The organism is Amycolatopsis sp. PSD-21 (assembly GCF_055561455.1).
In genome coordinates this window covers 1,140,267-1,164,562 of record NZ_CM145712.1, presented here as the reverse complement: position 1 = coordinate 1,164,562, position 24,296 = coordinate 1,140,267, and the positions used below count along the sequence as shown (strand labels likewise).

The 24,296-nt window shown below is 67.8% G+C and carries 25 protein-coding genes; 12 read left to right on the top strand and 13 right to left on the bottom strand.

Annotation, left to right across the window (positions count from 1 at the left end):
* The first annotated feature begins 162 nt into the window (after positions 1-162).
* From corA to ACZ1DY_RS06040, 3 genes are all read left to right on the top strand, one after another.
* Positions 163-1,251, top strand: coding sequence for a magnesium/cobalt transporter CorA (gene corA / locus ACZ1DY_RS06050; protein WP_034313298.1), 1,089 nt, complete (start codon positions 163-165; stop codon positions 1,249-1,251).
* Positions 1,252-1,428: 177 nt separating this feature from the next.
* On the top strand, positions 1,429-2,076 hold the full coding sequence (locus ACZ1DY_RS06045) for a metallophosphoesterase family protein (RefSeq protein WP_465483821.1): 648 nt from the start codon (positions 1,429-1,431) through the stop codon (positions 2,074-2,076).
* Positions 2,073-2,918 (top strand): ParB N-terminal domain-containing protein, encoded by an 846-nt coding sequence (locus ACZ1DY_RS06040; protein ID WP_126736340.1) that lies wholly within the window; start codon positions 2,073-2,075, stop codon positions 2,916-2,918. Before ACZ1DY_RS06045 ends, ACZ1DY_RS06040 begins: the two co-directional genes overlap by 4 nt.
* Before the next feature lie 59 nt (positions 2,919-2,977).
* On the opposite strand, the gene ACZ1DY_RS06035 is transcribed toward ACZ1DY_RS06040, so the two are convergent.
* Positions 2,978-4,504 carry an MFS transporter gene (locus tag ACZ1DY_RS06035; RefSeq protein WP_257489037.1) on the bottom strand — a complete coding sequence of 509 codons (1,527 nt, stop codon included), beginning with the start codon at positions 4,502-4,504 and terminating at the stop codon, positions 2,978-2,980.
* A 122-nt stretch (positions 4,505-4,626) separates the two neighbouring features.
* Here ACZ1DY_RS06035 and ACZ1DY_RS06030 point away from each other — a divergent pair, with 122 nt between their 5' ends.
* Positions 4,627-5,304: a TetR/AcrR family transcriptional regulator gene (locus tag ACZ1DY_RS06030; protein WP_257489038.1), complete on the top strand. Its 678-nt coding sequence runs from the start codon at positions 4,627-4,629 to the stop codon at positions 5,302-5,304.
* 298 nt (positions 5,305-5,602) lie between these two features.
* On the opposite strand, the gene ACZ1DY_RS06025 is transcribed toward ACZ1DY_RS06030, so the two are convergent.
* Positions 5,603-6,526 (bottom strand): hypothetical protein, encoded by a 924-nt coding sequence (locus ACZ1DY_RS06025; RefSeq protein ID WP_465483820.1) that lies wholly within the window; start codon positions 6,524-6,526, stop codon positions 5,603-5,605.
* Positions 6,527-6,725: 199 nt separating this feature from the next.
* Here ACZ1DY_RS06025 and ACZ1DY_RS06020 point away from each other — a divergent pair, with 199 nt between their 5' ends.
* Positions 6,726-6,926: a PspC domain-containing protein gene (locus ACZ1DY_RS06020; protein WP_034313416.1), complete on the top strand. Its 201-nt coding sequence runs from the start codon at positions 6,726-6,728 to the stop codon at positions 6,924-6,926.
* Positions 6,927-6,932: 6 nt separating this feature from the next.
* Here ACZ1DY_RS06020 and ACZ1DY_RS06015 read toward each other — a convergent pair whose 3' ends face one another.
* From ACZ1DY_RS06015 to ACZ1DY_RS05985, 7 genes are all read right to left on the bottom strand, one after another.
* Positions 6,933-7,694 (bottom strand): NPP1 family protein, encoded by a 762-nt coding sequence (locus ACZ1DY_RS06015; RefSeq protein WP_465483819.1) that lies wholly within the window; start codon positions 7,692-7,694, stop codon positions 6,933-6,935.
* Positions 7,695-8,013: 319 nt separating this feature from the next.
* The gene (locus ACZ1DY_RS06010; protein ID WP_192746581.1) at positions 8,014-9,192 is read right to left on the bottom strand and encodes an ABC transporter ATP-binding protein; all 1,179 of its coding nucleotides are present in this window, start codon (positions 9,190-9,192) and stop codon (positions 8,014-8,016) included.
* Positions 9,193-9,195: 3 nt separating this feature from the next.
* Entirely contained in the window at positions 9,196-10,038 is an 843-nt protein-coding gene (locus ACZ1DY_RS06005; RefSeq protein WP_126736347.1) for a carbohydrate ABC transporter permease, read from the bottom strand.
* Complete coding sequence (locus ACZ1DY_RS06000) at positions 10,038-10,988, bottom strand: carbohydrate ABC transporter permease (protein ID WP_257489041.1); 951 nt, start codon at positions 10,986-10,988, stop codon at positions 10,038-10,040. The genes ACZ1DY_RS06005 and ACZ1DY_RS06000 overlap by 1 nt, the downstream gene beginning before the upstream one ends.
* Positions 10,985-12,307, bottom strand: coding sequence for an ABC transporter substrate-binding protein (locus ACZ1DY_RS05995; RefSeq protein WP_465483818.1), 1,323 nt, complete (start codon positions 12,305-12,307; stop codon positions 10,985-10,987). The genes ACZ1DY_RS06000 and ACZ1DY_RS05995 overlap by 4 nt, the downstream gene beginning before the upstream one ends.
* A gap of 245 nt (positions 12,308-12,552) precedes the next feature.
* Positions 12,553-13,068 (bottom strand): YflT domain-containing protein, encoded by a 516-nt coding sequence (locus ACZ1DY_RS05990; protein ID WP_016331463.1) that lies wholly within the window; start codon positions 13,066-13,068, stop codon positions 12,553-12,555.
* Positions 13,069-13,153: 85 nt separating this feature from the next.
* Positions 13,154-14,350, bottom strand: a complete 1,197-nt coding sequence (locus ACZ1DY_RS05985; protein WP_465483817.1) for an acyl-CoA dehydrogenase family protein — start codon at positions 14,348-14,350, stop codon at positions 13,154-13,156.
* A gap of 158 nt (positions 14,351-14,508) precedes the next feature.
* Between ACZ1DY_RS05985 and ACZ1DY_RS05980 the strand changes: the two genes are divergently transcribed.
* From ACZ1DY_RS05980 to ACZ1DY_RS05970, 3 genes are read left to right on the top strand one after another with little or no spacing between them, the layout of a single operon-like run.
* Positions 14,509-14,826 carry a DUF4190 domain-containing protein gene (locus ACZ1DY_RS05980; protein ID WP_465483816.1) on the top strand — a complete coding sequence of 106 codons (318 nt, stop codon included), beginning with the start codon at positions 14,509-14,511 and terminating at the stop codon, positions 14,824-14,826.
* 31 nt (positions 14,827-14,857) lie between these two features.
* Positions 14,858-15,232, top strand: a complete 375-nt coding sequence (locus ACZ1DY_RS05975) for a DUF4190 domain-containing protein (RefSeq protein WP_126736351.1) — start codon at positions 14,858-14,860, stop codon at positions 15,230-15,232.
* Between the two features lie 49 nt (positions 15,233-15,281).
* Positions 15,282-15,932: a DUF4190 domain-containing protein gene (locus ACZ1DY_RS05970; protein WP_465483815.1), complete on the top strand. Its 651-nt coding sequence runs from the start codon at positions 15,282-15,284 to the stop codon at positions 15,930-15,932.
* Between the two features lie 18 nt (positions 15,933-15,950).
* Here ACZ1DY_RS05970 and ACZ1DY_RS05965 read toward each other — a convergent pair whose 3' ends face one another.
* Positions 15,951-17,039 (bottom strand): hypothetical protein, encoded by a 1,089-nt coding sequence (locus ACZ1DY_RS05965; RefSeq protein WP_465483814.1) that lies wholly within the window; start codon positions 17,037-17,039, stop codon positions 15,951-15,953.
* A 74-nt stretch (positions 17,040-17,113) separates the two neighbouring features.
* Positions 17,114-17,944: a slipin family protein gene (locus ACZ1DY_RS05960; RefSeq protein WP_465483813.1), complete on the bottom strand. Its 831-nt coding sequence runs from the start codon at positions 17,942-17,944 to the stop codon at positions 17,114-17,116.
* An 88-nt stretch (positions 17,945-18,032) separates the two neighbouring features.
* On the opposite strand from ACZ1DY_RS05960, the gene ACZ1DY_RS05955 reads away from it, so the two are divergent.
* The 4 genes from ACZ1DY_RS05955 to ACZ1DY_RS05940 all read left to right on the top strand — a co-directional run bounded on the left by ACZ1DY_RS05955 (position 18,033) and on the right by ACZ1DY_RS05940 (position 22,058).
* Complete coding sequence (locus tag ACZ1DY_RS05955) at positions 18,033-18,944, top strand: aminoglycoside phosphotransferase family protein (RefSeq protein WP_465483812.1); 912 nt, start codon at positions 18,033-18,035, stop codon at positions 18,942-18,944.
* A gap of 44 nt (positions 18,945-18,988) precedes the next feature.
* Positions 18,989-20,287, top strand: coding sequence for a magnesium transporter MgtE N-terminal domain-containing protein (locus tag ACZ1DY_RS05950; protein ID WP_126736355.1), 1,299 nt, complete (start codon positions 18,989-18,991; stop codon positions 20,285-20,287).
* Positions 20,280-20,789, top strand: coding sequence for a DUF1003 domain-containing protein (locus ACZ1DY_RS05945; protein WP_465483811.1), 510 nt, complete (start codon positions 20,280-20,282; stop codon positions 20,787-20,789). The genes ACZ1DY_RS05950 and ACZ1DY_RS05945 overlap by 8 nt, the downstream gene beginning before the upstream one ends.
* A gap of 123 nt (positions 20,790-20,912) precedes the next feature.
* Positions 20,913-22,058, top strand: coding sequence for an Mrp/NBP35 family ATP-binding protein (locus ACZ1DY_RS05940; protein WP_257489049.1), 1,146 nt, complete (start codon positions 20,913-20,915; stop codon positions 22,056-22,058).
* A gap of 85 nt (positions 22,059-22,143) precedes the next feature.
* On the opposite strand, the gene tatB is transcribed toward ACZ1DY_RS05940, so the two are convergent.
* Both tatB and ACZ1DY_RS05930 read right to left on the bottom strand, forming a co-directional pair.
* On the bottom strand, positions 22,144-22,563 hold the full coding sequence (gene tatB / locus ACZ1DY_RS05935; RefSeq protein WP_126736358.1) for a Sec-independent protein translocase protein TatB: 420 nt from the start codon (positions 22,561-22,563) through the stop codon (positions 22,144-22,146).
* Between the two features lie 55 nt (positions 22,564-22,618).
* Complete coding sequence (locus ACZ1DY_RS05930; protein ID WP_257489050.1) at positions 22,619-24,148, bottom strand: S1C family serine protease; 1,530 nt, start codon at positions 24,146-24,148, stop codon at positions 22,619-22,621.
* Positions 24,149-24,296: the final 148 nt, after the last annotated feature.

The following is a 24,296-nucleotide window of genomic DNA, read 5'->3' as shown; positions in this document are numbered from 1 at the left end:
GTCCGCTTCCTAGTAGTCGCAGCGTTTCCGCCTTCACGTCTCGCCGGATCCCCACCTGGCAGGGCTGACGAAACCGGGAACGCTGGCCTAGCCGAGCGGCCCCCCGACCGCTTGGCCCGTCGTCTTCGCGCATCAACGCACGACGTCCGCCCAGGAGATCCCATGCCTGCCATTCCCTCGCTCGGCGGCCTTCGCGGCCGGAGCAACGGCCGCGCCAAGAGCGTCCCCGAACGCCCGCTGCCCGTCCCCCTGTCGGCGTATGTCGTCGATTGCGCGGTGTACGTGGAGGGCAAGCGCCTGCCCGGCCGCTGGACGCACGCCGAGGCCATCAAAGAGGTGCGCAAGCGGCACGCCGGGTTCGTCTGGATCGGCCTGCACGAGCCCGACGCCGTCCAGATCCAGGGCATCGCGGACACCTTCGGCCTGCACGAGCTGGCCGTCGAGGACGCGCTCGAAGCACACCAGCGGCCCAAGCTGGAGCGCTACGACGACACGCTGTTCATGGTGCTCAAAACCGTCCGGTACGTCGAGCACGAGTCGCCCGCGACGGCGAACGAGATCGTCGAGACCGGCGAGCTGATGGCCTTCCTCGGCCGCGACTTCGTGATCACCGTGCGGCACGGGAACCACTCGGGGCTCGCCCGGCTGCGCCGCGAACTCGACCAGGACCCGGAGCGGCTCGACCTCGGGCCGTCCGCCGTGCTGCACGCGATCGCGGACCATGTCGTCGACCACTATCTCGACGTCACCACCGCCATCGAGTCGGACATCGACGAGATGGAGACGCACGTCTTCGCGCCGCGGTCCAAGGTGAGCGCCGAGCAGATCTATTTCATGAAGCGCGAGGTGCTGGAGCTGCGCCGCGCGGTCATGCCGCTGGGGACGCCGCTGCAGCGCCTCGCCGAGGGGTACACGCGGCTGATCCCGGACGAGGTCCGCTCGTACTTCCGTGACGTCTCCGACCACCTGACCACCGTGGCGGAGCGGGTCGCGAACTTCGACGAACTGCTGACCACCCTGGTCGACGCGACACTGGCGAAGATCACCCTCCAGCAGAACACCGACATGCGCAAGATCACCGCCTGGGCGGCGATCATCGCGGTCCCCACGGCGCTGGCAGGCATCTACGGGATGAACTTCGACTACATGCCGGAGCTGCATTGGCGGTTCGGCTACCCGGTGGCGATGACGGTGATCTTCGGCGTCTGCATCCTGCTCTACCGAATATTCAGGAAGAACCGCTGGCTCTGACCTCTTCCCGCTTTCGGTAGTACCTGGAGTTCCCCATGCCAAGGATCCTGACCAACCTCAAGTTCTGGGCGCTGACGTTCTGCCTCGTCTGGCTCGGCATCGTCGTCGCGATCATCGCCAAGGACCCCGCGTTCGCGCACGGCCCGCAGTAGGCCGTCCGGCATTACGCTGGAGCGTATGAAAGCGCTGGTCGTCGCGGACGAGGTCGAAGAGCGGTTGTGGACGTCCGCCGTCCGCAACCACCCCGCCGACCTCGTGATCGGCGCCGGCGACCTGCCGTACGACTACCTCGAGTTCCTGGCGGGCGCGCTCGACGTGCCGTGCGTCTTCGTCCCCGGCAACCACGACCCCGACCTGTCCGGCTACACGCGTTACGGCGGACTGTCCATGAAGGACGGTTTCCCCGCCGTGTGGCCCGGGCCGGCAGGCGGGGTGAACGCGGACGGCCGGATCGTCGACGTCGGCGGGCTCCGGTTCGCCGGGCTCGGCGGCTCGGTCCGCTACAACGACGGCCCGAACCAGTGGACGCAACGCCAGCAGGCGAGGCGTGCCCGGCGGCTGGTGCGCCGGGCCCGGCTCCGCCGCTGGCGGGACGGACGGGACGTCGACGTCCTGCTCACGCACGCGCCGCCGCGGCACTGCGGCGACCGCGAGGATCCGCCGCATCGCGGCTTCGACTGTCTCCATCGCACGATCGAGTTGTTGCGCCCGAAGTGGTTGCTGCACGGGCATATCCACCCGCACGGTGAACCCGTGCCGGACCGGGTGGTCGGCGGGACCACGGTCCGCAACGTGGTCGGGCACCGGATCATGGAGTTCTCATGAAGGACACGGGCTTTCCCCGCGCGGACGCGGAGCACGACTTCCTCCGCGCGCGACGGCGTCAGGTGCTGTCCCGGCTGGCGAACTGGCTGCGCCGCGAACCCGACGACGTCAACATCATGCTGCCGTTCCACGAGGTGGTCGACGCGCTCGGCTATCTCGGCGAACGGAAGATCGGGGCGCGGGTGATCCGGCTCGATTCGATCGTCGGCAGCGTCGACCGCGGCCGCGACTTCGACCGGCGCTTCCGCCCGACATCCGGGCGGGTTCGCGAACGCTGGGAACGGCTGGCGCTGGCCACCCGGCGCGGCGAGTCGATTCCGCCGATCGAGGTGTACCGCGTCGGCGAACTGCATTTCATCATCGACGGGCACCACCGCGTTTCGGTGGCGCACGCGATGCGACTGTCCACAATAGAGGCGATGGTCACCGAGGTGCGGACCAAACTGGACCCGAGCGGGATCCGGTACCGCGGCGACCTGATCGTGAAGGACTACCGGCGGCTGTTCCTGGAACGCGTCCCCCTGTCGGGGCAGTCGCGGGCTTCGGTGGTGTTCACGGACCCGTGGGACTACGCGCGGCTCGGTGAGCACGTGGAGGCGTGGGGCTTCCGGCTGATGCAGGACGAAGGCGCGTACTCGGATCGCGCGACGCTGGCGCAGCGGTGGTTCGACGAGGAGTTCGTGCCGGTGGTGGCGATGCTGCGGCAGGCGGACCTGATCGGCTCGCGCACGGACGCCGAGGCGTATCTGTGGGTGGCTTGCGAACGGTACCGGCTTATCCGGACGCACCGGTGGGACGACGAGGTCTTCGAGGCCGTGCGGTCGCAGTCGCGGCCCACCTAGGTACGTGAAGGCCCCCTTCATGTACCTAGGCGCAATGAAGGGGGCCTTCACGTACTTGACTACATGTGCACGGCGACCGGCGCAGCGTCCGGAGAAGCGCCTTCAGGCGCCTTCGCCGGAGCACCCGAACGCAGCAGCAGCCCGCAGATCACCGCACCGATGACGAAGATCCACCCGCCCCACACGAAAGCGGTCGTGTAGCTGTGCACAGCCGCTTCGGCCGCCAGCTGCGGCGAAGGCGCCTTCCCAGCGGCGAACGACGTCGCGGCGTTGCCGGCCAGCGTGCTCAGCAGCGCGGTCCCGATCGAGCCGCCGACCTGCTGCGCGGTGTTGACCGCCGCCGACGCGACGCCGGCGTCGTGCGTGTCGACGCCGAAGGTCGCGACGCTCATCGCGGGCGCCATGGCGAGGCCGATGCCGACACCCATGACCATCAGCGGGAACAGCACCCCGCCGGCGTACGTGCTGGTGGTGTCGATGGCCGAGAGCCAGAACAGTCCGGCGCCGGCGATCAGCATTCCCAGTGACACCAACGGTTTCGCGCCGAACTTGGGCAGCAGCACGGCCGTCGCCGACGTCGCGCTCGCCATCAGGGTTGCCACCATCGGCAGGAACGCGACCCCGCTCTGCACGGGCGTGAACTGGAGGTTCAGCTGGATGTAGAAGGTGAGGAACAGGAAGATCGAGAACATTCCGATGGCGAGCAGGAACATCGCGAGGTAGGAGCCGCCGCGGTCGCGGTCGAGCAGTACCCGCAGCGGCAGCAGCGGATGCGAAACCCGTTGCTGGATCACGACGAACGCGGCCAGCAGGACGACACCGGCGGCGAGGAAACCCCACACCGACACCGAGGACCACGAGTCACGCTCGGCGTTCGCGAAACCGTAGACCAGCGCGAAGAGACCGGCCGACGCGGTGATCGTGCCCGGGATGTCGAGCTTCGGGCGCGGGCCATCGGTCTCGGAGTTCTTGAGCAGCACGGCCGAACCGGCGAACGCGATCACCGCGAAGATGATGTTGACGTACATCGACCAGCGCCAGTCGAGGTACTCGGTCAGCACGCCGCCGAGCAGCAGGCCGATCGCCGCGCCGCCACCGCCGATCGCGCCGAAGACACCGAACGCCTTGCCGCGTTCCTTCGGATCGGTGAACGTCGTGGTCAGCAGCGAAAGGGCCGCCGGGGCGAGAAGCGCGCCGAAGACACCCTGCGCGGCACGGGCGACGAGCAGCATTTCGATGCTGGTGGCGGCGCCGCCGATCGCGGACACGATGGCGAAGCCGGCGAGTCCGACGAGGAAGGCGCGTTTGCGGCCGAAGAGGTCCGCGAGCCGCCCGCCCAGCAGGAGCAGGCTGCCGAACGCGAGCGCGTAGGCGGTGACGACCCATTGGCGGGCGTCGTTCGAGAACTCGAGATCCTGCTGCGCCGACGGGAGCGCGATGTTCACGACGGTGGCGTCGAGGACGACCATCAGCTGGGCGAGGCCGATCATCACCAGGATCAGCCATCTCCTGGCGTGGTGCGGATTGGTGTGCTGCGCGGCCGCGTCCCCCGGCGGCGTGACGACAGCGGTGGATGAATCAGACATACGGGCGGTTTCCTCACCGATAGTGACGAAGAAGCTATGTGGAGTAGGTATCTCCCCTTTCCGCGCCCAAGGTACACAAGAAGTGGAGAAGTGTCCTCTACTTCGTTTGTTAAGCTGGACGGATGGCTCGGGAACTCGCTCCCGCCGCACCGGCGCGGCCGTTGCGGCGCGACGCTGAACTCAATCGGCAGCGCATCATCGCGGCGGCACACACCGTCTTCGGCGAGCGCGGGCTCGAAGCGACCCTCGACGACGTCGCGCATCACGCCGGCGTCGGCGTCGGCACGGTCTATCGCCGCTTCCCGAGCAAGGAACACCTGGTCGAGGCCATGTTCGTCGACCAGTTCGAGACGATCCGCGAGTTCGCCGAAGAGGCGCTTCGCGCCGAAGATCCCTGGGAGGGATTCGCGGGCTTCACGTGGCGCGCGGCCGAACTGCACGCCGGTGACCGCGGGTTACGCGAAGTCATGCTGTCGAACGTCTTCGGCCAGGAGCGCGTCGCCGAGGCGAAATCGCGCATGGTGCCGTTGATCACACAGCTCGTCGAGCGGGCTCAGACGGCAGGTGTCCTCCGCGCCGATTTCATGCCGACGGACATCCCGCTCCTGCACCAGATGCTCGGCTCGGTCATCGAGTTCACGCACGGTATCCAGCCGGATCTGTGGCGCCGATGCCTCGCGATGCTGCTGGACGGCCTGCGTGCCGAGCCCGGCCGCGCCACCCCACTGCCGCATCCGCCCCTCGACTTCGAGGCGCTGGACGAGGCGATGTGCTCCTTCCGCCTGCCCCGCCTGCGCTGACCCCGCGTTTAGTCCTCTGACTGCGGCGCCTTCACGTGCCCAGATGCGTAACTCGCGTGCTTGAAGGCGCAACACACGTGTCCAGAGGGACGGCACGCGCCGAACCCGACGTCAGACGTGTCGTCCGCCCAACCACGCGAGTTCCGCTCCCAAGCACGTGAGTTACGCCGTCAGTCACGTGAGTTACGCCTTCGAGCACACGGCCTGGAGTTGAGGGCCACGCGTTTAGTCCTCTGGATGCGGTAGTTGCGCGTGCAAGGACCGCATCCAGAGGACTAAACGCGTTGGGGGAAATGCGTCAGGGGAGCTTCGGGAAGACCGCGGCGGCGACCTCTCGCGCCGCCGCGCAGGTGGCGTCTTCCGGCGCCCCGTCGACGCCCACCACCGAGAGCGTCGCCTGCTCGACCCGGTCCGGGGTGCCCGGGATCGGCCGGTGCGTGGTCACCTGGCAGAACGCGCCGGACGTGGTGACCTGGACCTGCCGCCCGCCCAGCGCCTCCGTCGCGCCCGGCGTGGTGTCCGCGCCCACCGACAGCGAGAAACTCACCTTGCCGCGGATGCAGCTGTGCCCGGAAAGCGCCGGCGCCGGTTTGGTCTCCGGACCGGCGGCGGCGTCGAGCTCGTGTTGGTCGAGCTGCGCGCACGGAGCGACGCGGCCCCACGAACGCTGGTCCAGGTTCAGCCGCCCGGCCTTGCGCGCGGCGATCACCCCTGCCGCGCCGTCCACCGTCGCGTCGGCGATCCGGCAGCGGTCGGCCTGATCGGCGGGCGCCGTGTCGTCGGAGGTCACCGCGATGGACAGCCTGATCCCATCGGCGAAGGTGAGCAACCGGGTGCAGGCGATGTCCTCGTTGAACGTCGACCGCTGGACGCTGACGCCTTCCGGCAACGGCCCGGCGTATTCGTACGGCTGATTGTTCGGATCCTGGCCGGAAGTGATCGGGCCGGTGGTCACGGTGTAGCGATTCGCGCCCTCGACGAATTCGAGACGGCAGAACTCGAAAGAGGTCAACGGTGGTTTGACCGCGTTTCCGCCGCCGATGACTTTTCGCTGGTCGACGAGGCTGCAGTAATCGAGCGACGAGTATTCCCCGAGCGCTTCGGAAGCGGTCAGAGCCTCCTCACCCGCCGTGGTCGAAGGTGTCACCGCCGGTTCCGGCGTGGAACAGGCCGCGACGAGGAACAAACCGCAGATCACCGCGCTGAGTCTCTTCGAGGGCACCGGAGCAGTATCGTCAAAAGATCGCGGAACACCAGCCCCTACGGGCGAAGAACACAGGGTCCGTCACGTTTTCCCAGGTGACCGCCTTACCGCGATTTCACGCCCCTAAGGGTGCGTTTCGTTCCGCGGTGGGATGCGGCAGGGCCGTCACGAGACGACAATGGGTTTCACACACCGTGACGACCGAGAGGGAAATACCGTGACGAACCCCGTAGCCGCCCGCCTGACCCGACCGCGCCAGGGCCGCATGATCGGCGGCGTCTGCGCCGGTCTCGCCAAACGCTTCGGCACCACGCCGGGCAAGGTCCGCCTCCTCGCCGTGCTGTCCTGCCTGCTGCCCGGCCCGCAGTTCATCGTCTACCTCGTGCTGTGGCTCGCCCTCCCCGAGAGCGAGTACTGATCCGCCTCAGGCGTTGGGATCGAAGGGGATGCCCGCCGGTTTGGCCTTCCCCAGGTTGTATTCGAAGGAGCCGTCCTTGATCGCCAGGCTCGCGCTGCCGAAATCGGCGCGGACGAGCGTGTCACGGACACCGGGCGGGAACCCGTCCCAGCTGACGAGGTCCGGGTACTGCCAGGCGTTGTAGTGGTTCTCCGGCGGTTCGGTCGCGCTCGCGATGCGGAAGCAGTGGGTGCTCGCGCCGTCCTTGTGATAGACGATCTTCGGGTGGGTCCCCTCCCAGGCGACCTTGGAGCGGTCGTAGGTGGAGTAGTTGCCGTGCGCCGACGTCGAGACGTACCGGGCCTGGCCCTCGTTGACCCAGACGACGACGTGTTCGATGTCGTGCCGGTGCCCGCAGCAGTCGATGCCCGGGACGGCCTGGTCCTTCTCGAAGTAGAGGTCGTAGAGGTGGGCGCACCAGCCGTTGTTGCACTTCGACCGCGCGTAGGAGTTGGTGTTGTCGAGGTCCGACTGGTCACGGCACTGCCCGTTGAGGGCTCCGGAGTTCTTGAGCCCGGTGGCCACCGCGCCGGTCGGCGAGATCGCGGGCGTCGGGTAGCAGCCGTCGGTGTCGTAGTCGAACGCCGGCTGCCACTTGCGGTCGGCCTCGGTCGCGTTCGACGGCAGGGCCTGCGGGGGTTCGGCCCAGGCGACGGCCGGGGCGAGCGTGGTGATGAGGACCGCTCCGACCAGGCCCTGCAGGAGACGGCGTGTCGGCTTCTTCGGCAAGACAGGCACCCTTCTCTAGGTACCCGGAGGGTCCCCGATCACCCCAAGCGACGTAAACCGCCGAAGGTGGGGAATCCCCGATGTCCGAAGTGGACAATCGCGACCGGTCTCCGACACCGCACACGCGTGATTGAAGGCGTAACTCGCGTGATTGAAGGCGTAACTCGCGTGATTGGGCGGCGAACACGACCGAGGCCCGGCGGGACGGAGTCTTCCGGCTCAAGACACGCGAGTTACGGCTGGGCGCACGGGGCCGCGCGTGAAGGCCCCCTTCCCTCGGCTGAGCCGAGGGAAGGGGGCCTTCACGCGCTACAGGGGGTTAGTCGGTGTAGGTCAGGTTCTTGCCGCTGGCCCCGTCGAACAACTTGATCTTGTCCGCGTCGAACCACAGCTCGACGTCCTGATTCTCCGCCGCCGACGAGGCCGCCGACAGGCGGGCCACGATCTGCGACTCGGCGCCGGGGACGTCCGAGGAACCGCTGTCGGCGGCGAGATCCGCGAGGTCGGACGACGACGCGGCCTCACCTTCGACCGAGAAGTGCGCGAACTTCTCGGACCCCATCGACTCGAGGACGTCGACGTGGGCGGTGAACGTCGCGCCCTGGCGGGCGGCGGCGTCCACCAGCGCGGCGTCCTCGAAATGCTCCGGCCGGATACCGACGATGACCTCGCGCGGCGCGTCGGCGGCTTCGACCAGCCGCCGCACCCGGTCGGTGAGCGGGATGTCGCCCAGCGCGCTGCGGGCCGCCCCGTTCTCCAGCGTCGCGGGGACGAAGTTCATCGACGGGCTGCCGATGAACCCGGCCACGAACAGGTTCGCCGGGTTGTCGTAGAGGAACTGCGGCGACCCGATCTGCTGTACGTAACCAGCCCGGAGCACGACGACCCGGTCGCCGAGGGTCATCGCCTCGGTCTGGTCGTGCGTGACGTAGAGCGTCGTCGTGCCGAGCTGCTTCTGGATCTTCGACACCGACGTCCGCATCTGGCCGCGGAGTTTCGCGTCCAGATTGGACAGTGGCTCGTCCATCAGGAACGCCTTGGGGTTGCGGACGATCGCGCGTCCCATCGCGACCCGCTGCCGCTGACCACCGGAGAGGTTCGCCGGTTTGCGGTCCAGATGCCCGGTCAGATCGAGGATCTTCGCGGCTTCTTCGACCTTCGCCCGCACGGTCTTGTCGTCGACCTTGGCCAGCCGCAGCGGGAACGCCATGTTCTCCCGCACGCTCATGTGCGGGTACAGCGCGTAGGACTGGAACACCATCGCGATGTCGCGGTCCTTCGGCGCCTTCTCGTTGACGCGCTGGCCGTCGATGCGCAGTTCGCCGGAGGAGATGTCCTCCAGCCCGGCGACCATGTTCAGCGTCGTGGACTTCCCGCAGCCGGACGGGCCGACCAGGATGATGAACTCACCGTCGGCGATCGTGATGTCCACTTCGGACACCGCGAGGGCGCCGTCGGGGTACTTCTTGGACACTTTTTCGAGAACGATTTCAGCCATGGGTCAGCCCTTCACCGCACCGGACGTCAGCCCCGCCACGATGCGACGCTGGAAGAACAACACGAACAGGATGATCGGGACGGTGATCACCACGGCGGCCGCGGAGATCGTCCCGGTCGGGTCTTCGAACTGCGACGACCCGGTGAAGAACGACAACGCCGCCGGGACCGTGCGCGAGGCCTCGGTCGAGGTCAGCGAGATCGCGAACAGGAAGTCGTTCCAGCAGAAGATGAACACCAGGATCGCGGTGGTGAACACCCCCGGTGCCGCCAGTGGCGCGATCACCTTCCGGAACGCCTGCGCCGGGGTCGCGCCGTCCATCTTCGCCGCCTTTTCCAGCTCCCACGGGATCTCCCGGAAGAACGCGGACAGCGTGTAGATCGACAGCGGCAGCGCGAACGTGATGTAGGGCAGGATCAGCCCCGGCCAGGTGTCGAACAGGCCAAGCTCACGTTCGATGTTGAACAGCGGCGTCACCAGCGACACCTGCGGGAACATCGCGATCAGCAGCGACATCCCGACCAGCACCTGCTTGCCGGGGAAGTCCAGCCGCGCGATCGCGTACGCCGCCATCGTGCCGAGGACGACCGCGATCACCGTCGCGATGATCGCGATCCCGATCGAGTTCACCAGCGCCCTGATGAACTCCGTGGTCTCGAAGATGTCCGCGTAGTTCTGCCACGTCCATTCCGACGGGATGAAGTTCCCGTCGTCCAGTGTCTCCTTGGTCTTGAACGAAAGCGAGACCACCCAGAGCACCGGGAACAGCGCGAACACCAGCACGAGGATGTCGACTAGGCCCCACTTCAACTTGCGGCCGGGAGTGACCGCTCCACCGATCGCCATCAGCGCTTACCCCCGTTGTCGCTACCAGGTGCGGCCGTGCCGAACACCTTGATGAAGATGAACGCGATGATCGCCACCGTGATGAAGATCAGCACCGCCATCGTCGACCCGATCCCGAGGTTCAGCCCCTTGACCAGGTTGTTGTAGGTCTGCATCGACACCGACGACGTGTCCTGCGCGCCGTTGGTGAGCACGAAGATGTTGTCGAAGATGCGGAACGCGTCCAGCGTGCGGAACAGCAGCGCCACCAGGATCGCCGGCTTCATCACCGGCAGCATCACCTTCGTGAACCGCTGCCACGCCGTCGCGCCGTCCATCGCCGCGGCCTTCAACAGGTCGTCCGGCACCAGCGCGAGGCCCGCCATCAGCAGCAGCGCCATGAACGGCGTCGTCTTCCACACCTCGGCCAGCACGATGATCGCCAGGGACGGCCAATACTCGGTCAACGGCGCGCTGTCCGGGAAGAACAGGTTGGCCAGATAGCCCGTGTCCGGCGTCCAGGCGTAGTACCAGGAGAACGCCGCGACCACCGTCACGATGCCGTACGGGATCAGGGCGACCGTCCGCACGAGGCCCCGCCCGACCAGCGTCCGGTGCATGATCAGCGCCAGCCCCATACCGAGGACGAACTCGATCACCACCGAAACGATGGTCAACCCCATCGTCGTCCCGAACGCCGTCCACCAGTAACCGTTGGACAGCACCGCGATGTAGTTGTCGAGGCCGACGAACTCCTGCTGCGCCGGGAATCTGAGGTCGTAGCGCTGCAGGGAGAGCCAGATCGAGTAGATGATCGGGTACCCGGTGACCGCGATCATCACGATCGCGGCCGGGGCGCACAGCCACAGCCCGAGTCTGCGCTCGGCCTTCTTTCCTTCACTGAGAACGGGTTTCGCCTTCTTGCCCGGTTTGGCCGCGGTCGCCGAACCTGCGGTTTCCTGCACGGTCACGGGATCACCCCCTTCGACTGGAGCGCGTCGGCGAGTTCTTCTTTGAGTTTTTCCGCCGTCTTCCGCGGATCGATGGCGGAAGGCGGGGAAAGCACCTTCGACAACACCGTCGAGGCGTTCTGGTAGGCCGGGGTCAGCGGACGCACGGCGGCGTCCTTGAGGGCCTCCAGGATCGTTTCCCGCATCGGGTACTTCGTTTCCATACTCGGGTTGTCGTCACTCTGCGGTGCCGTCGCGTCGAGTGGCAGCGTGTCCGTGTAGAGGGATTCGATCGTCGGCGGGACACCGTCCTTGAGCGCGGAGAACTTCTGGTTCTTCGCGCTGCGCAGGCACAGCGCGACCTCGTAGGCCTCGGCCTTGTGCTTCGAGGTCGAGCTGACCGCCAGGTTGTAGCCACCGATCGTGGTCTTGGCGGGCTTACCCGCTTCGAACTCCGGGTAGGTGGTCCACTTGAAGTGCTGGAGTTCGTCCTTCTTCTCCTTGGCGTAGGAGGCGTAGACGAACGGCCAGTTCAGCTCGAAGGCGGCGTTGCCGCGCTGGAAGGCCTGGCGGACCTCGTCCTCCTTGGAGTTGGTCAGCGACGGGTCGGTGATCCCGGCCGTGGTGACCTTCTTGAGCATCTCCAGCGCCTTGACCGCGCCCTCGTCCATCACGACCGACTTGCCGTCGTCGGACAGGATCTTGCCGCCCGCCGACTCGACGAGCGTGTTGTAGATGACGACCAGGCCTTCGTACTGCGCGCCGGTGAACACGACGTTCGCCGGCTTGCCCTGTGCCTTGAGCGCCTGTGCCTGCTGGATCATCTCGTCCCAGGTCTTCGGCGGCGTCGGGGTCAGGCGGTCGTCGTACCAGAGCAGCTGGACGTTGGTGTTCTTGGTCGCCGCGTAGAGCTTTCCGTTCCACGTCGCGGTTTCGAGCGGACCCGGCAGAACACCGGCGGTCGCCTCCGCCTTGGCTTCACCCGTCCATTCGTCGACCCAGCCCGCCTCGGCGAACTCCGAGACCCAGGTGACGTCCAGCCCCAGTACGTCGAGCGAATCGTCCCCGGCGGCCAGCCGTCGCACCATCTGTTCCCGCTGGCCGTCGGCCGGGCGCGGGAGCTTGTTGTACACGACCTCGTACCGCCCGCCCGATGCCTTGGTGCAATCGTCCACAACGGACTGGAAATTGTCTTCGGGCGCGTAGTAGACATTGATCTTCAGCCCGGCGTCCGAACCGCAACCCGCCAGCAAGCCGGCCGTCAGCGCCACCGCGCCGAGTAGCGAGCCGGTGCGGCCTGGCGAGCGGCCCCTCCGGCTCGCGCTCATCCTCTTCCCCATGAGGCCTCCTCACCCGCGCACGCCCGGGGAACGGCGGCACTAGGACGCGTTGAAGAAGCCCGCGCGCCAGCACCCCGACGTGCTAGTGCTCGGGCGGACACGCTGGAGTACGCGACCGCCCGACTGGTGTTGTGCAACCTATTCCGGGCGATCACCGCCCGCAAGCAGTATCGGTAACGATTCAGCGGACCGCACGACGAACAGGTGAACGAGTACCGCCGAATGTCAGTGGCCCGGCCCCCGCGTCACCCGGTGGGACGGCCGCCCAACGCCAGCTGGGCGAGGAGCTCGCGCCCCTGTTCGGCCGAACGCGGCTGGCAGAGGACGTCGTACCGGCCCGCGACCAGCTGGCTCGCCGAGGAGAAGTCGCGGCGGGACATGCTGTAACTGATCGCCGCGAAGACCGTCCACGCCAGGATGCCGAGCACGAGCCCGCCGATCATGGGCTGCCAGGCGAAACCCTGGTTGTTGAACATGCCCAGCAGCAACCCGATGATCAGGCCGAACCACGCGCCGGACACCGCACCGGTGCCCAGCACCCGGCCCCAGCTCAGCCGTCCGACGACGCGCTCGACGAGCATCAGGTCGACGCCGACGATGGTCACGTCGGAAACGCCGAACTCCTTCTCCGCGAGGAAACCGACGGCTTGCTGGGCTTCGCCGTACGTCGCGTAGGAACCGATCGGCCAGCCGGTAGGCGGTGTCGGCAGCCTGGGCAGCCCGCCCGCGGCCCGGCCGCTTCCGCCAAAGGGAGCACTCACGTAATCACCTCTCGCCCGTCCTGGTCCATCTTCTCAAGGACGGGCGAAAGGCGCGAACGTGAGCTGAAGGACGCCTTCAGCTCCTTCAGGAGCGGGACTTGTACTCGCGGAGCAGGCCGCGGCTGATGATGGTCTTCTGGATCTCGCTGGTGCCTTCGCCGATGAGCAGGAACGGCGCCTCGCGCATGAGGCGCTCGATCTCGTATTCCTTGGAGTAGCCGTAGCCGCCGTGGATGCGGAAGGAGTCCTGGGTGACCTCGGCGCAGTACTCGCTGGCGATCAGCTTGGCCATGCCGGCTTCGACGTCGTTGCGTTCGCCGGAGTCCTTGAGGCGGGCGGCGTTGACCATCATCAGGTGCGCGGCCTCGACCTTGGTGGCCATTTCGGCGAGTTTGAACGCGACCGCCTGGTGCTCGGCGATGGCCTTGCCGAAGGTCTTGCGCTGCTGGGCGTACTCGACGGCGAGCTCGAACGCGCGGATCGCGATGCCGCAGGCGCGGGCGGCGACGTTGACGCGGCCGACCTCGACACCGTCCATCATGTACGCGAAGCCCTTGCCCGGCGCTTCGCCGAGGACCTTGTCCGCGCCGATCTCGAAGCCGTCGAACACGGCTTCGGTGGTGTCGACGCCCTTGTAGCCCATTTTGTCGATCTTGCCGGGGATGGTGAGGCCGGGTGCGACCTCGCCGAAGCCCTCGGGCTTCTCGACCAGGAACGTGGTGAGGTTCTGGTGGGCCTTCTCGGCGCCTTCGTCGGTCTTGACCAGCAGCGCGATCAGGTTGGAGCTGCCGCCGTTGGTCAGCCACATCTTCGAACCGTCGATGACGTACCCGTCGTCGGTCCTGCGGGCGCGGGTCTTGATCGCGGCGACGTCGGAGCCGAGGTCGGGCTCGGACATCGAGAACGAGCCGCGGACCTCACCGGTCGCCATCCGCGGCAGGAAGTGCTGCTTCTGCTCCGGCGTCCCGTGTTGCTTGATCATGTGCGCGACGATGAAGTGCGTGTTGATGACACCGGAGACGCTCATCCAGCCGCGCGCGATCTCCTCGACCACGAGCGCGTAGGTCAGCAGCGATTCACCGAGGCCGCCGTACTCCTCCGGGATGGTGAGCCCGAACAGGCCCATCTCCTTCATCCCCTCGACGATGTCGGCGGGATAGGTGTCGGAATGCTCCAGCTCCTGCGCGCGCGGGATGACCTCCTTGTCCACGAACTGGCGGACCGTGGCCAGGATTTCGGACTGCACGTCGGTCAAGCCGGCGGTCTGGGCGAGGCGAGCCATCGCTGCTCCTAAATTCGCGCGCACCGGGCTCCCGGCGCTGGGTTACCGGTGAGTATGACGGCTGACGTGGGACCTCGCTATGAGCGCAGTCACGCGTACGCCATCCGTGAGCATGCCACTACAGTGACAAGCCGATCACAGTCCGAGGGGGACGAAACGTGGCTCAGCAGCCCTTTGGCGGGTTCCCGCCGCAACAGCAGTACGCCTTCCCGAACCAGGCTCCGGCGCGGAGCAAGGATTCCGGTCTCGCGACGGCGGCACTGATCTTTTCACTCTTCGGGCTGATCGGGCTGGTGTCCGTGATCCCGGGGATCGTCCTGGGGCACGTCGCCTTCGCGAAGGCCCGGCGCGGCGAGGCCGGCGGCAAGGGCATGGCGCTCGCCGCGTTCATCGTCGGCTATCTGATGATCGTCCGGTACGCCATCGCGATCCCTGTCGCGCTGAACATCGCCGCGAAACACGGGGCTTTCCGGTAGCGATACGGTCCTCGTCTACGAGGGGACCAGCATGACGAATCCGCACGACCCGTACGGGCAGCAGCCGTCCGGGCAGTTCCAGCAGCCCTACGGACTTCAGCCGTACCAGCCGCCGCCTCAGCAGTACTACGTCCAGCAGCCCTACGTGCGGCCGCCGGACCAGGGCATGGCGGTGGCGTCGCTGGTGTGCTCGCTGATCGGGCTGATCATGTGCTTCCCCGCGATCCTGGGGATCATCTTCGGGCATATCGCGCTGTCGAAGGCCAAACGCGGCGAAGCGGGTGGCCAGGGCATGGCGCAGGCGGGGATGATCATCGGATACGTCGTCACCGCGCTTTGGCTGATCCCGGTCATCCTGTGGTTCGTTTTCGTGGTGCTCGCGATCGGAGCCGCGGGCGTCTCGTGACCCGTTCGGACGATACGGTGGTGTCCCGCACGAACCAGGGGGCAACCGGATGAGCAGTTCCGACTCGCAGGACACACCGTCGACGTCGTCCTACACCGACTCGAACACCTTCTCGGACCCGACTGTGGTGTCTTCGGCGCCCGAAACCGTGTCGGGCCCGCAGCCCTTTCAGCCACCGGAACCCTTCACCCCGCCCACGCCGTTCGAGCCGCCCGCTCCGTTCGAGCCGCCTTCGGCTTCCGCGCCGGATCCCGCTCCCGCTCCCGAGCCGGCTTCCGTTCCGGTTCCGGTCGAGACGTACGGGCAGGCCATCGACCCACTGACCGCCGAGCCCATGCCGCCGCCCTACGCGGCGCCGGAACCGCCGGTCCCGTCGGTGTACACGCCCGTGCCGTTGCCCGCGGCGTATCCGCCGCCGCAGCCGTACAACCCGTACGCGGCGGTCGCTCCCGCGCGGTCGCAGGACAACGGGATGGCGATCGCCGGGCTGGTGTGCTCGCTCGTCGGGATCTGCTCCTGTGTGACGGTGATCGTCGGGCTGATCCTGGGGCACATCGGGCTGGCGCGGGCGAACCGCGGCGAGGCGGGTGGACGCGGCATGGCGCTCGCGGCGGTGATCATCGCCTACGTCGTGATCGCGCTGTACGTCGGTTTCATCGGCACGATGATCATTCTCGGGGTGAACGGGGAGCTCGAGTAGCGGCACCGGCCGGGCTGTCTAGAGGTCGGCCGTCGTCACCGCGTTCTCCAGGGAGTGCAGGGAGACATATCGCTGCCGCTGCACGAAAGCCGAGCCTCGTCCGGTGCCGAGATGAGGCAGTGCCTGCCGTAGCTGCCGGTGGTCGGGATGTCCTGGAGCGGTCAGCAGGAAGACCTGATAGCGGCCATCCGTCCAGGTATCGTCCGACGTCTCGATGACCTTCGCGATCTTGCGGTCGAAGCGATCCTCCGAAGCGCCGAGCCGCGCTGCCTCTTCCGGAGACCACTCGACGTTGTCCCGGCGGTGAAGCACGGCGGGTACATCGAGCTTGACCTCACGGTCCGCGTAGAACGCAACACGCTCGATCGGCCGGAACGCCCGCCCGGATTGGCACACGTAAGCGGAGCAGGTCTCGTACAACGGCCAGGCGTGCTTCGCCGAAACGACGACGGTGTCGTCGACCGTGACCGGCCGCTGCGCGTAGACGGTCATCAGTCCGCTGCACCGCTTCAGCCAGCGCGCGGCATCCTTGTCGATGTACGCGGCCAGGTCGAAGATCTGGCGAAGCTCGAAGGGTATGTCGACGTTGATCGTCGAGTCGTGGTGCGCGAGCCGGTTCCGGAACTTGCGGACCCGCTCGACCGCGACGGCGACCTCCTTTCGCTTTCCCGACGAGTGCGGGAAGGCGCGATGAAGACAGTCGCGCCAGAGCTCCTCGTACTTGGGGCCGAGCAGACCTGACCAGAACCCGAAGCTCAATCCGGCGATGATCTGGTGCCGGGTTTCCTTTCGCTGGGGGCGCAGCCGCTCCCGCACGGTGGCCACGGCCTCCGCCACATTGTCCCCGCCGGGAGTCGGCAGCAAGAACCACGGGATGCCGCACTGGTCCTCTCGGAAATGCTCGCGAAGACACCGATCCAGAGCGTTACGAAGGAGCACCTCGAGATGGCCGACGACCTCGAAAGCGGCGGAGGATGTTCGCGCGCTCCATTCGTACAGCCGCAGGGCCGCGACCTTGTCCCCCGACGCTGCTTCCAGGTAGGGAGCCATCCGGGGTTCGGACAGCAGATTCCAGACCATGGGCTCTTCGGTCTCGACGGACGGCACCCGAAGATGCTACCGTCAGTGACGAACGCCCCAGTGTCGCCTCTGATGCAAGCGCCTGGGGCTTCTTCATGCGCTCAGCTGCCCTCCCTGGGCGCCGGCGCCACCTGACCGTTGCCCTCTGAAACCTCCGGCTCCTCCGAAGGCGTCTCCCGCCTCGGCGTGTTCGCGTCGAGGAAGCGCAACAGCTCCACCGGGAACGGCAAGACCAGCGTCGAGTTCTTCTCCGCCGAGACCTGCACGACGGTCTCCAGCAGTCGCAGCTGCAACGCCGCCGGGGTGTCGGCCATGGTCGCGGCCGCCTGCGAAAGCTTGTGCGACGCCTGCAGTTCGCCGTCGGCCGAGATGACCCGTGCCCGCCGTTCGCGTTCGGCTTCGGCCTGGCGCGACATCGAGCGTTTCATCGACTCCGGCAGCGCGACGTCCTTGATCTCGACGCGGTCGATGTGGATGCCCCAGTCCAAGGCCGGGCTGTCGATCATCAGCTCCAGGCCCTCGTTCAGCCGTTCCCGGTTCGACAGCAGGTCGTCGAGGTCGCTCTTGCCGATGATGGACCGCAGCGAGGTCTGCGCGACCTGGCCGACGGCCGAGCGGTAGTCCTGGACGTTGACCGCGGCCAGCACCGGGTCGATCACCTTGAAGTACACGACCGCGTCCACCCGCACGGTGACGTTGTCGCGGGTGATGCCGTCCTGCGCGGGGATCGGCATCGTGACGATCTGCATGTTGACCTTCTGCAGCCGGTCCGCGATCGGCACCAGCAGCGCGAGCCCCGGCTGCCGGATGGCGGGGCGCACCCGCCCGAACCGGAACACGAGACCGCGTTCGTACTGTTTCACCACGCGAAGGCTGGTCGCGAGCCAAGCACCGCCCGCGACGGCGATCGCACTGAGAATCTCCACCACCATGGCTGCTCCCGGGGTTGTTCTCGCTGTTCACGGTACGCCCGGCGGGTCACGAGGGAAACACGGTGGACAGGCCTGCCAAGGTGGGTTCGTGACCGGTTTCAAGATCCCGCCCAAGTTCCTCGACCGCGCCGCCGACCTCGGACCGGGAGCCGCCGAGTGGCTCGATTCCCTCCCGTTCCTCGCCGAGAAGTACACCGCGAAGTGGCAGCTGGAATACGACGGCGAGGCCATGCACGGCTTCGTCGGCGTCGCGCAGCCCGTGCGCCGCACGGACGGCTCCCCCGCGATCCTCAAACTCGGCTGGCCGCACGAGGAATCCGACGACGAACCGCTCGCACTGTCCACTTGGGCCGGTCAGGGCGCGGTCCTGATGTACGACAACGTGCCCGAGGACGGCGTCCTCCTCCTGGAGCGGCTCGACGCGAGCCGGTCGCTCGAAACCGAGCCGATCCAGGAGGCCGTCGAGACCGTCGGCGCCCTGGCGCGACGGCTGGCCGTCCCCGCTCCCGCCACGCTGCGGCGTTCCCTTCGCGAGGAAGCCGCGGAACTGGTCGCGGAACTCCCGGAGACCTGGAGCGAACTGGGGGAACCGTTCGATCGCGAATACATCGACGCCGCGGTGGAGATCTGCGCGCGGCTCGGACCGGAGGCCGGTGAGCTGATGGTGAACGAGGACCTCCATTTCGAGAACGTCCTCGCCGGGGACCGTGAACCGTGGCTGGTGATCGACCCGAAGCCGCTTTCGGGCGATCTCGAGTTCGGCGCGATCTCGATCCTCTGGAACCGGGCAGAAGAGTCCACAATGGACGAAAAGCTCGCGTGGTTCGCCGCGGCCGCCGGGGTGGACGCCGGACGTGCGCGGGAGTGGACGCTGGTCCGCGCGGTGCAGAACTGGACCTGGCTGTACGAAGACCTCGCCGAGGGCGCATCGCCCGAAAGTCTCGCCGAAGACCCGGCCTACGCCGCCGTTCCCGGAATCGCCGCCTGGGCATTGCGGTGATCACACGAATCGTCTCCGGCCCCGGGAGCGGATAACCTTCGGGCATGGCAGCCGTGAACAGGGTATTCGCAGCTCAGCTGGCCGGTTTGCCGGTTTTCGGCCCCGATGGTGAATCGATCGGCAAGGTGCGGGACCTCGTGGCGGGCCTGCGCCTGGACCAGCAACCGCCACGAATCCTGGGCATCGTCGTCGAGCTGACGACGAGGCGGCGGGTGTTCGTGCCGATGTTGCGCGTGACCTCGATCGAACCCAGCGCGATCACGCTCGCCACCGGATCGGTGAACATGCGGCGGTTCCACCAGCGGCCCAACGAGGTGCTGGTGGTCGGGCAGCTGTTCGACGCGCACGCCACCCTCGCCGGCTCGGACACCCGGGTCACCGTCGTCGACGCCGGCATGGAGCCGACGCGCACGCGGGACTGGGTGCTCGCCAAACTCGCGATCCGGGAACGGTCGAGCAGGCTCGGCCTCGGCAGACGACGATCGGCGATGCAGGTGCTGCCGTGGGCGGAGGTGTCCGGGCTCGGCCTCACCGACCTGACCGGCCAGACCCAGGGCGCGGCGCAGCTGCTGATGCTGTTCGACACCATGCGCGCGGCCGACGTCGCCGCCACGGTCCGCGACCTGCCGCTCAAACGACGGCACGAGGTCGCCGACGCGATGGACGACGAACACCTCGCCGACGTCATCGAGGAGCTTCCCGAAGACGACCAGAAGGAACTGCTGTCCTACCTCGCCGAGGAACGCGCCGCCGACATCCTCGAAGCGATGGATCCCGACGACGCCGCCGACCTGCTGGCCGAGCTGGCGCCCGCCGAGCAGAACCGGTTCCTGGAGCTGATGGAACCCGAGGAGTCGGCACCGGTGAAGCGGCTGCTGGAGTACTCCTCCGACACCGCGGGCGGCTTGATGACCCCGGAGCCGGTGGTGCTGACGCCGGACGCCACGGTCGCCGAGGCGCTCGCGCACATCCGCAACGCCGACCTCCCGGTGGCGCTGGCGAGCATGGTGTTCGTCTGCCGTCCGCCGACCGAGACGCCGACCGGGCGGTTCGTCGGCGTCGTCCACTTCCAGCGGCTGCTGCGCGAACCACCCGCCGAGATGGTGGCGAGCGCCATCGACTCCCAGCTGCCCGCGCTGAAGCCGAACGCTTCGCTGTCCGAGGTCACGCGGTACTTCGCCGCCTACAACCTCACCTGCGGGCCGGTGGTGGACGCCGAAGACCACCTGCTCGGCGCGGTCACCGTCGACGACGTCCTCGACCACCTGCTCCCGGAGGACTGGCGCGAGACCGGGCTGCACGACATCACCGGCGAGATCACCGAGGAGACCGAACGTGCCTGAACTTTTGTCCGGGCGGCGGCTGGACCAGCCCCGCGGCCAGAGCCGGTTCAGGCTGAACATCGACCCCGATTCGTTCGGCCGGTTCACCGAACGGATCGCGCGGTTCCTCGGCACCGGCAAGTACCTGTTCTGGCAGACGCTGATCGTCATCATCTGGATCGTGCTGAACCTGGTCGCGGTCTCACTGCGATGGGACCCGTACCCGTTCATCCTGCTGAACCTGGCGTTCTCGACGCAGGCCGCGTACGCCGCGCCACTGATCCTGCTGGCGCAGAACCGGCAGGACGACCGCGACCGCGTCTCCCTGGAGGAGGACCGGAACCGCGCCGCGCAGACCAAGGCCGACACCGAATACCTCGCGCGGGAGCTGGCGTCGCTGCGGATCGCGCTCGGCGAGGTCGCCACGCGGGACTTCCTGCGGGGCGAACTCGACCGGCTCCGCGAGGATCTCGACGCCAAGCCGCGCAAGGCCAAACCCGACCGCGCGCCTACCGGTACTTGATCTTCGGTAACCAGGGCGCCAAGCAGTCACTTCTTACCCTCTGGACGCCCTGCCGCCGTGATCCCGAGGTTTTCGGCCAGGCGGGTTCGACCAGCTTCGCCTACCGGTACGTAACATGGACCTGTGACCAGTACGCAGCAACTCCCCAGCGTCGACGATGTCCGCACCGCGCTGAAGGCCGTGTACGACCCGGAGATCAAGAAACCGATCACCGAACTCGGCATGGTCAAGGACGTGGAGGTCGGCTCGGACGGTGTGGTCACCGTCGGGATCTACCTGACGGTCGCCGGCTGCCCGCTGAAGGCGACCCTGACCAACGACACCACCGAAGCCGTCAAGAAGCTCCCCGGCGTCAGCGACGTCCGGGTCGAGCTCGACGTGATGAGCGACGAGCAACGCACGGAGCTGCGGAAATCGCTGCGCGGTGACGCCGCGGAGCCGGTGATCCCGTTCGCGCAGCCGGGCTCGCTGACGCGGGTCTACTGCGTCGCGTCCGGCAAGGGCGGTGTCGGCAAGTCCTCGGTGACGGTGAACCTCGCGGCCGCGATGGCCGAACGCGGGCTTTCCGTCGGCGTGGTCGACGCGGACATCTACGGGCACTCGGTGCCGCGGATGCTCGGCGCGCGGGAGAAGCCGACCAAGGTCGACACCATGATCATGCCGCCGCAGGCGCACGGCGTGAAGGTCATCTCGATCGGCATGTTCACCCCGGGCAACCAGCCCGTCGTGTGGCGCGGGCCGATGCTGCACCGCGCGCTGCAGCAGTTCCTCGCCGACGTGTTCTGGGGCGACCTCGACATCCTGCTGCTGGATCTGCCGCCGGGCACCGGCGACATCGCGATCTCGGTGGCGCAGCTCATCCCGAACGCGGAGATCCTGGTCGTCACCACCCCGCAGCAGGCGGCCGCCGAGGTGGCCGAGCGCGCGGGCGCGATCGCGCTCCAGACGCGGCAGCGCGTGGCCGGGGTCATCGAGAACATGTCGTGGCTGGAGACGCCCGACGGCCAGCGGATGGAGATCTTCGGCTCCGGCGGCGGGCAGTCCGTGGCCGACTCGCTGTCGAAGTCGGTCGGGTCGACCGTGCCGCTGCTCGGGCAGGTCCCGATGGACCCGCGGGTGGTCTCCAACGGCGACGCCGGGACGCCGATCGTGCTGGCCGAGCCGGACGCGCCGGCGTCGCTCGTGCTCAAGGAGGCGGCGAAGAAGCTGACCGTCCGGGCGCGCGGGCTGGCCGGGATGATGCTGAACGTCACCCCCGCGGGCCGCTAAGCACCCGCTGCTTACGCATTCAGTCCTCTGGACGCGGTACTTGCACACGCAAGGACCGCATCCAGAGGACTGAATGCATGAGGGGTCAGGTGGCGTCCGGGTCGACCGGCGGGCGCTCCCCCGGCTTCAGCGGCTCGGGCTGCGAAGCGGTCGCCGGGTAGCCGTTGGGCTTGGCGGCACCGTTGGTCCCGTTGGCGCCATTGGTGCCGTTGATGTTGTTGATCCCCAGCGGATCCGGGTCACCGTCGAACAGGTGCTGGGTGACGACCCGCTTCGGGTCGAAGTTCCGCAGGCCCCTCAGGTCCTCCAGCGGCTTGCGCAGCTGATCGAACTCCGGGCCCATCTCCTCGCGCAGCTGCGTCTTGGCGCCGGTCGCGAAGTCGCGGACCTTGCGGACGCTCTTCGCCACCCAGGACGCCGCTTCGGGCAGCCGTTCCGGACCGAGGATGAAAAGACCCGCGACGACGATGATGAGGATCTCTCCCCAGCCGACACTCTCGAACACCCGTGTGAACCTCCGCCTCGGCGTCTTCCCCGTTCAGGGTACCCGCCCGAACCCGCTAGTCCGAGGCCAGTTTCACGTCGACGACGAGAGAAGACCCATCGCGGACAAGGCGGACAGGGACGACTTCGCCGACTTCGCGGGCGCGGACCGCGACGAGCAGTTCCGCCGAGTCGCGCACGAGCCGTCCGCCGACCTCCGTGATGACGTCGCCTTCTTTGATCCCGGCGGCGGCCGCGGGGCCGCCAGGGGCGACGTTGCGGACCTGTGCGCCCATGGTGCTGGAGCCCGCGACGGTCGACGAAGCGTTGATGCCGATGTCGGGGTGGACGACCTTGCCGTCCTTGATCAGTGTTTTCGCGATCTTCACCGCGTAGTCACTGGGGATGGCGAACCCGATGCCGATGCTGCCGCCTTCGGCGCTGGACGAGCGGATCGCGGAGTTGATCCCGACCAGCGCGCCGGTCGCGTCGACGAGCGCGCCGCCCGAGTTGCCGTGGTTGATCGCGGCGTCGGTCTGGATGGCCTCGTAGATCACCGGCGCGCTGCCGCCGTCGCCACCGGCGGTCACCGGGCGGTTGAGCGCGCTCACGATGCCCGCGGTGACCGAGTTCTGCAGCGCCAGCGGCGAACCGACGGCGATCACGGAGTCGCCGACGGCGAGGTCGGACGACTTCCCGACCTGCAGCGCGGTCAGGTTCTTGACGTCGACCTTGACCACGGCGAGGTCGGTCTTGGGGTCGGCGCCGACGACCTTCGCCTCGACGCGCTTGCCGTCGAAGAACACGGCGGTGACCTTGGTGGCCGCGTCGGCCGTCGCGGCGGAGATCACGTGTTCGTTCGTGAGCACGTAGCCCTGGGTGTCGATGACGACGCCGGAGCCCTGCTGACCGGCTTCGGCGCCGGGTTTGAACACTTCGAGCGAGACCACGGTGGGCGCCACCCGGTGGGCGATGTCCGCGATCGAGCCCGCCGGACGTTCCTTGGCCGCGTCGGCTTCGGAGATGCTGGCCTGTCCGGTCAGTTCGGTACCGGTGTCGGCGAACCACCAGCCGATCAGCCCGCCGGCGGCACCGATGACGAGCGCGACCGCGGCGAGCATCGCCAGCGCCTTCGTCTGCACACGCCGCCCGAAAAGGACCTCCGGAAGGCTCAGCAGCGCGCCTTGCGGGCGCTTGGCGTCCTTCTCCTCATCCGAGTCCTGGTGCACGGCGGGCCCGGCCAGCACCGCGCCGGACGACGGGTCGCGCCAGGGATCCGAGGTCGTGGTCCAGAGCGGGCCTTCGGCGCCGTTCGCGGACGGTTCGGCGCCGTTGGTCCCGTGCGGCCGCTCCAGCACGACACCTTCGGCGCCCGGTGGGCGGCGGAAGGCCTCGGCGAGCGATTCCGGCGTCGGGGGCGCGAGGTTCAAGCCCGGCGCGGACTGACCGTTGGTGCCGGGCTGGTACAGCTTGTCGAAGGCACCGTCGACACCGCGCGGCCTGCCGAACGTGGCCGCCTGCGCCGGATCGACGGCGGGCCGGGCCAGCGGGCGCGGCGCCAGCCGATCCCCAGGCTGCTGCGGATTCGCGTTCGGCTGCTCGGTCATCATTCCCCGGGGCTGAGATCAGGTTGGCCGGACGCGAGAGTACGCCAAGCCTCACCCGGGATTCTGCCGTGACCACGGTGAAGTGCGCGTTGATTCCCCGAACCCGGCGAGAAATGTGACACATGAGGAAACCGTGTATCGGGTCTGG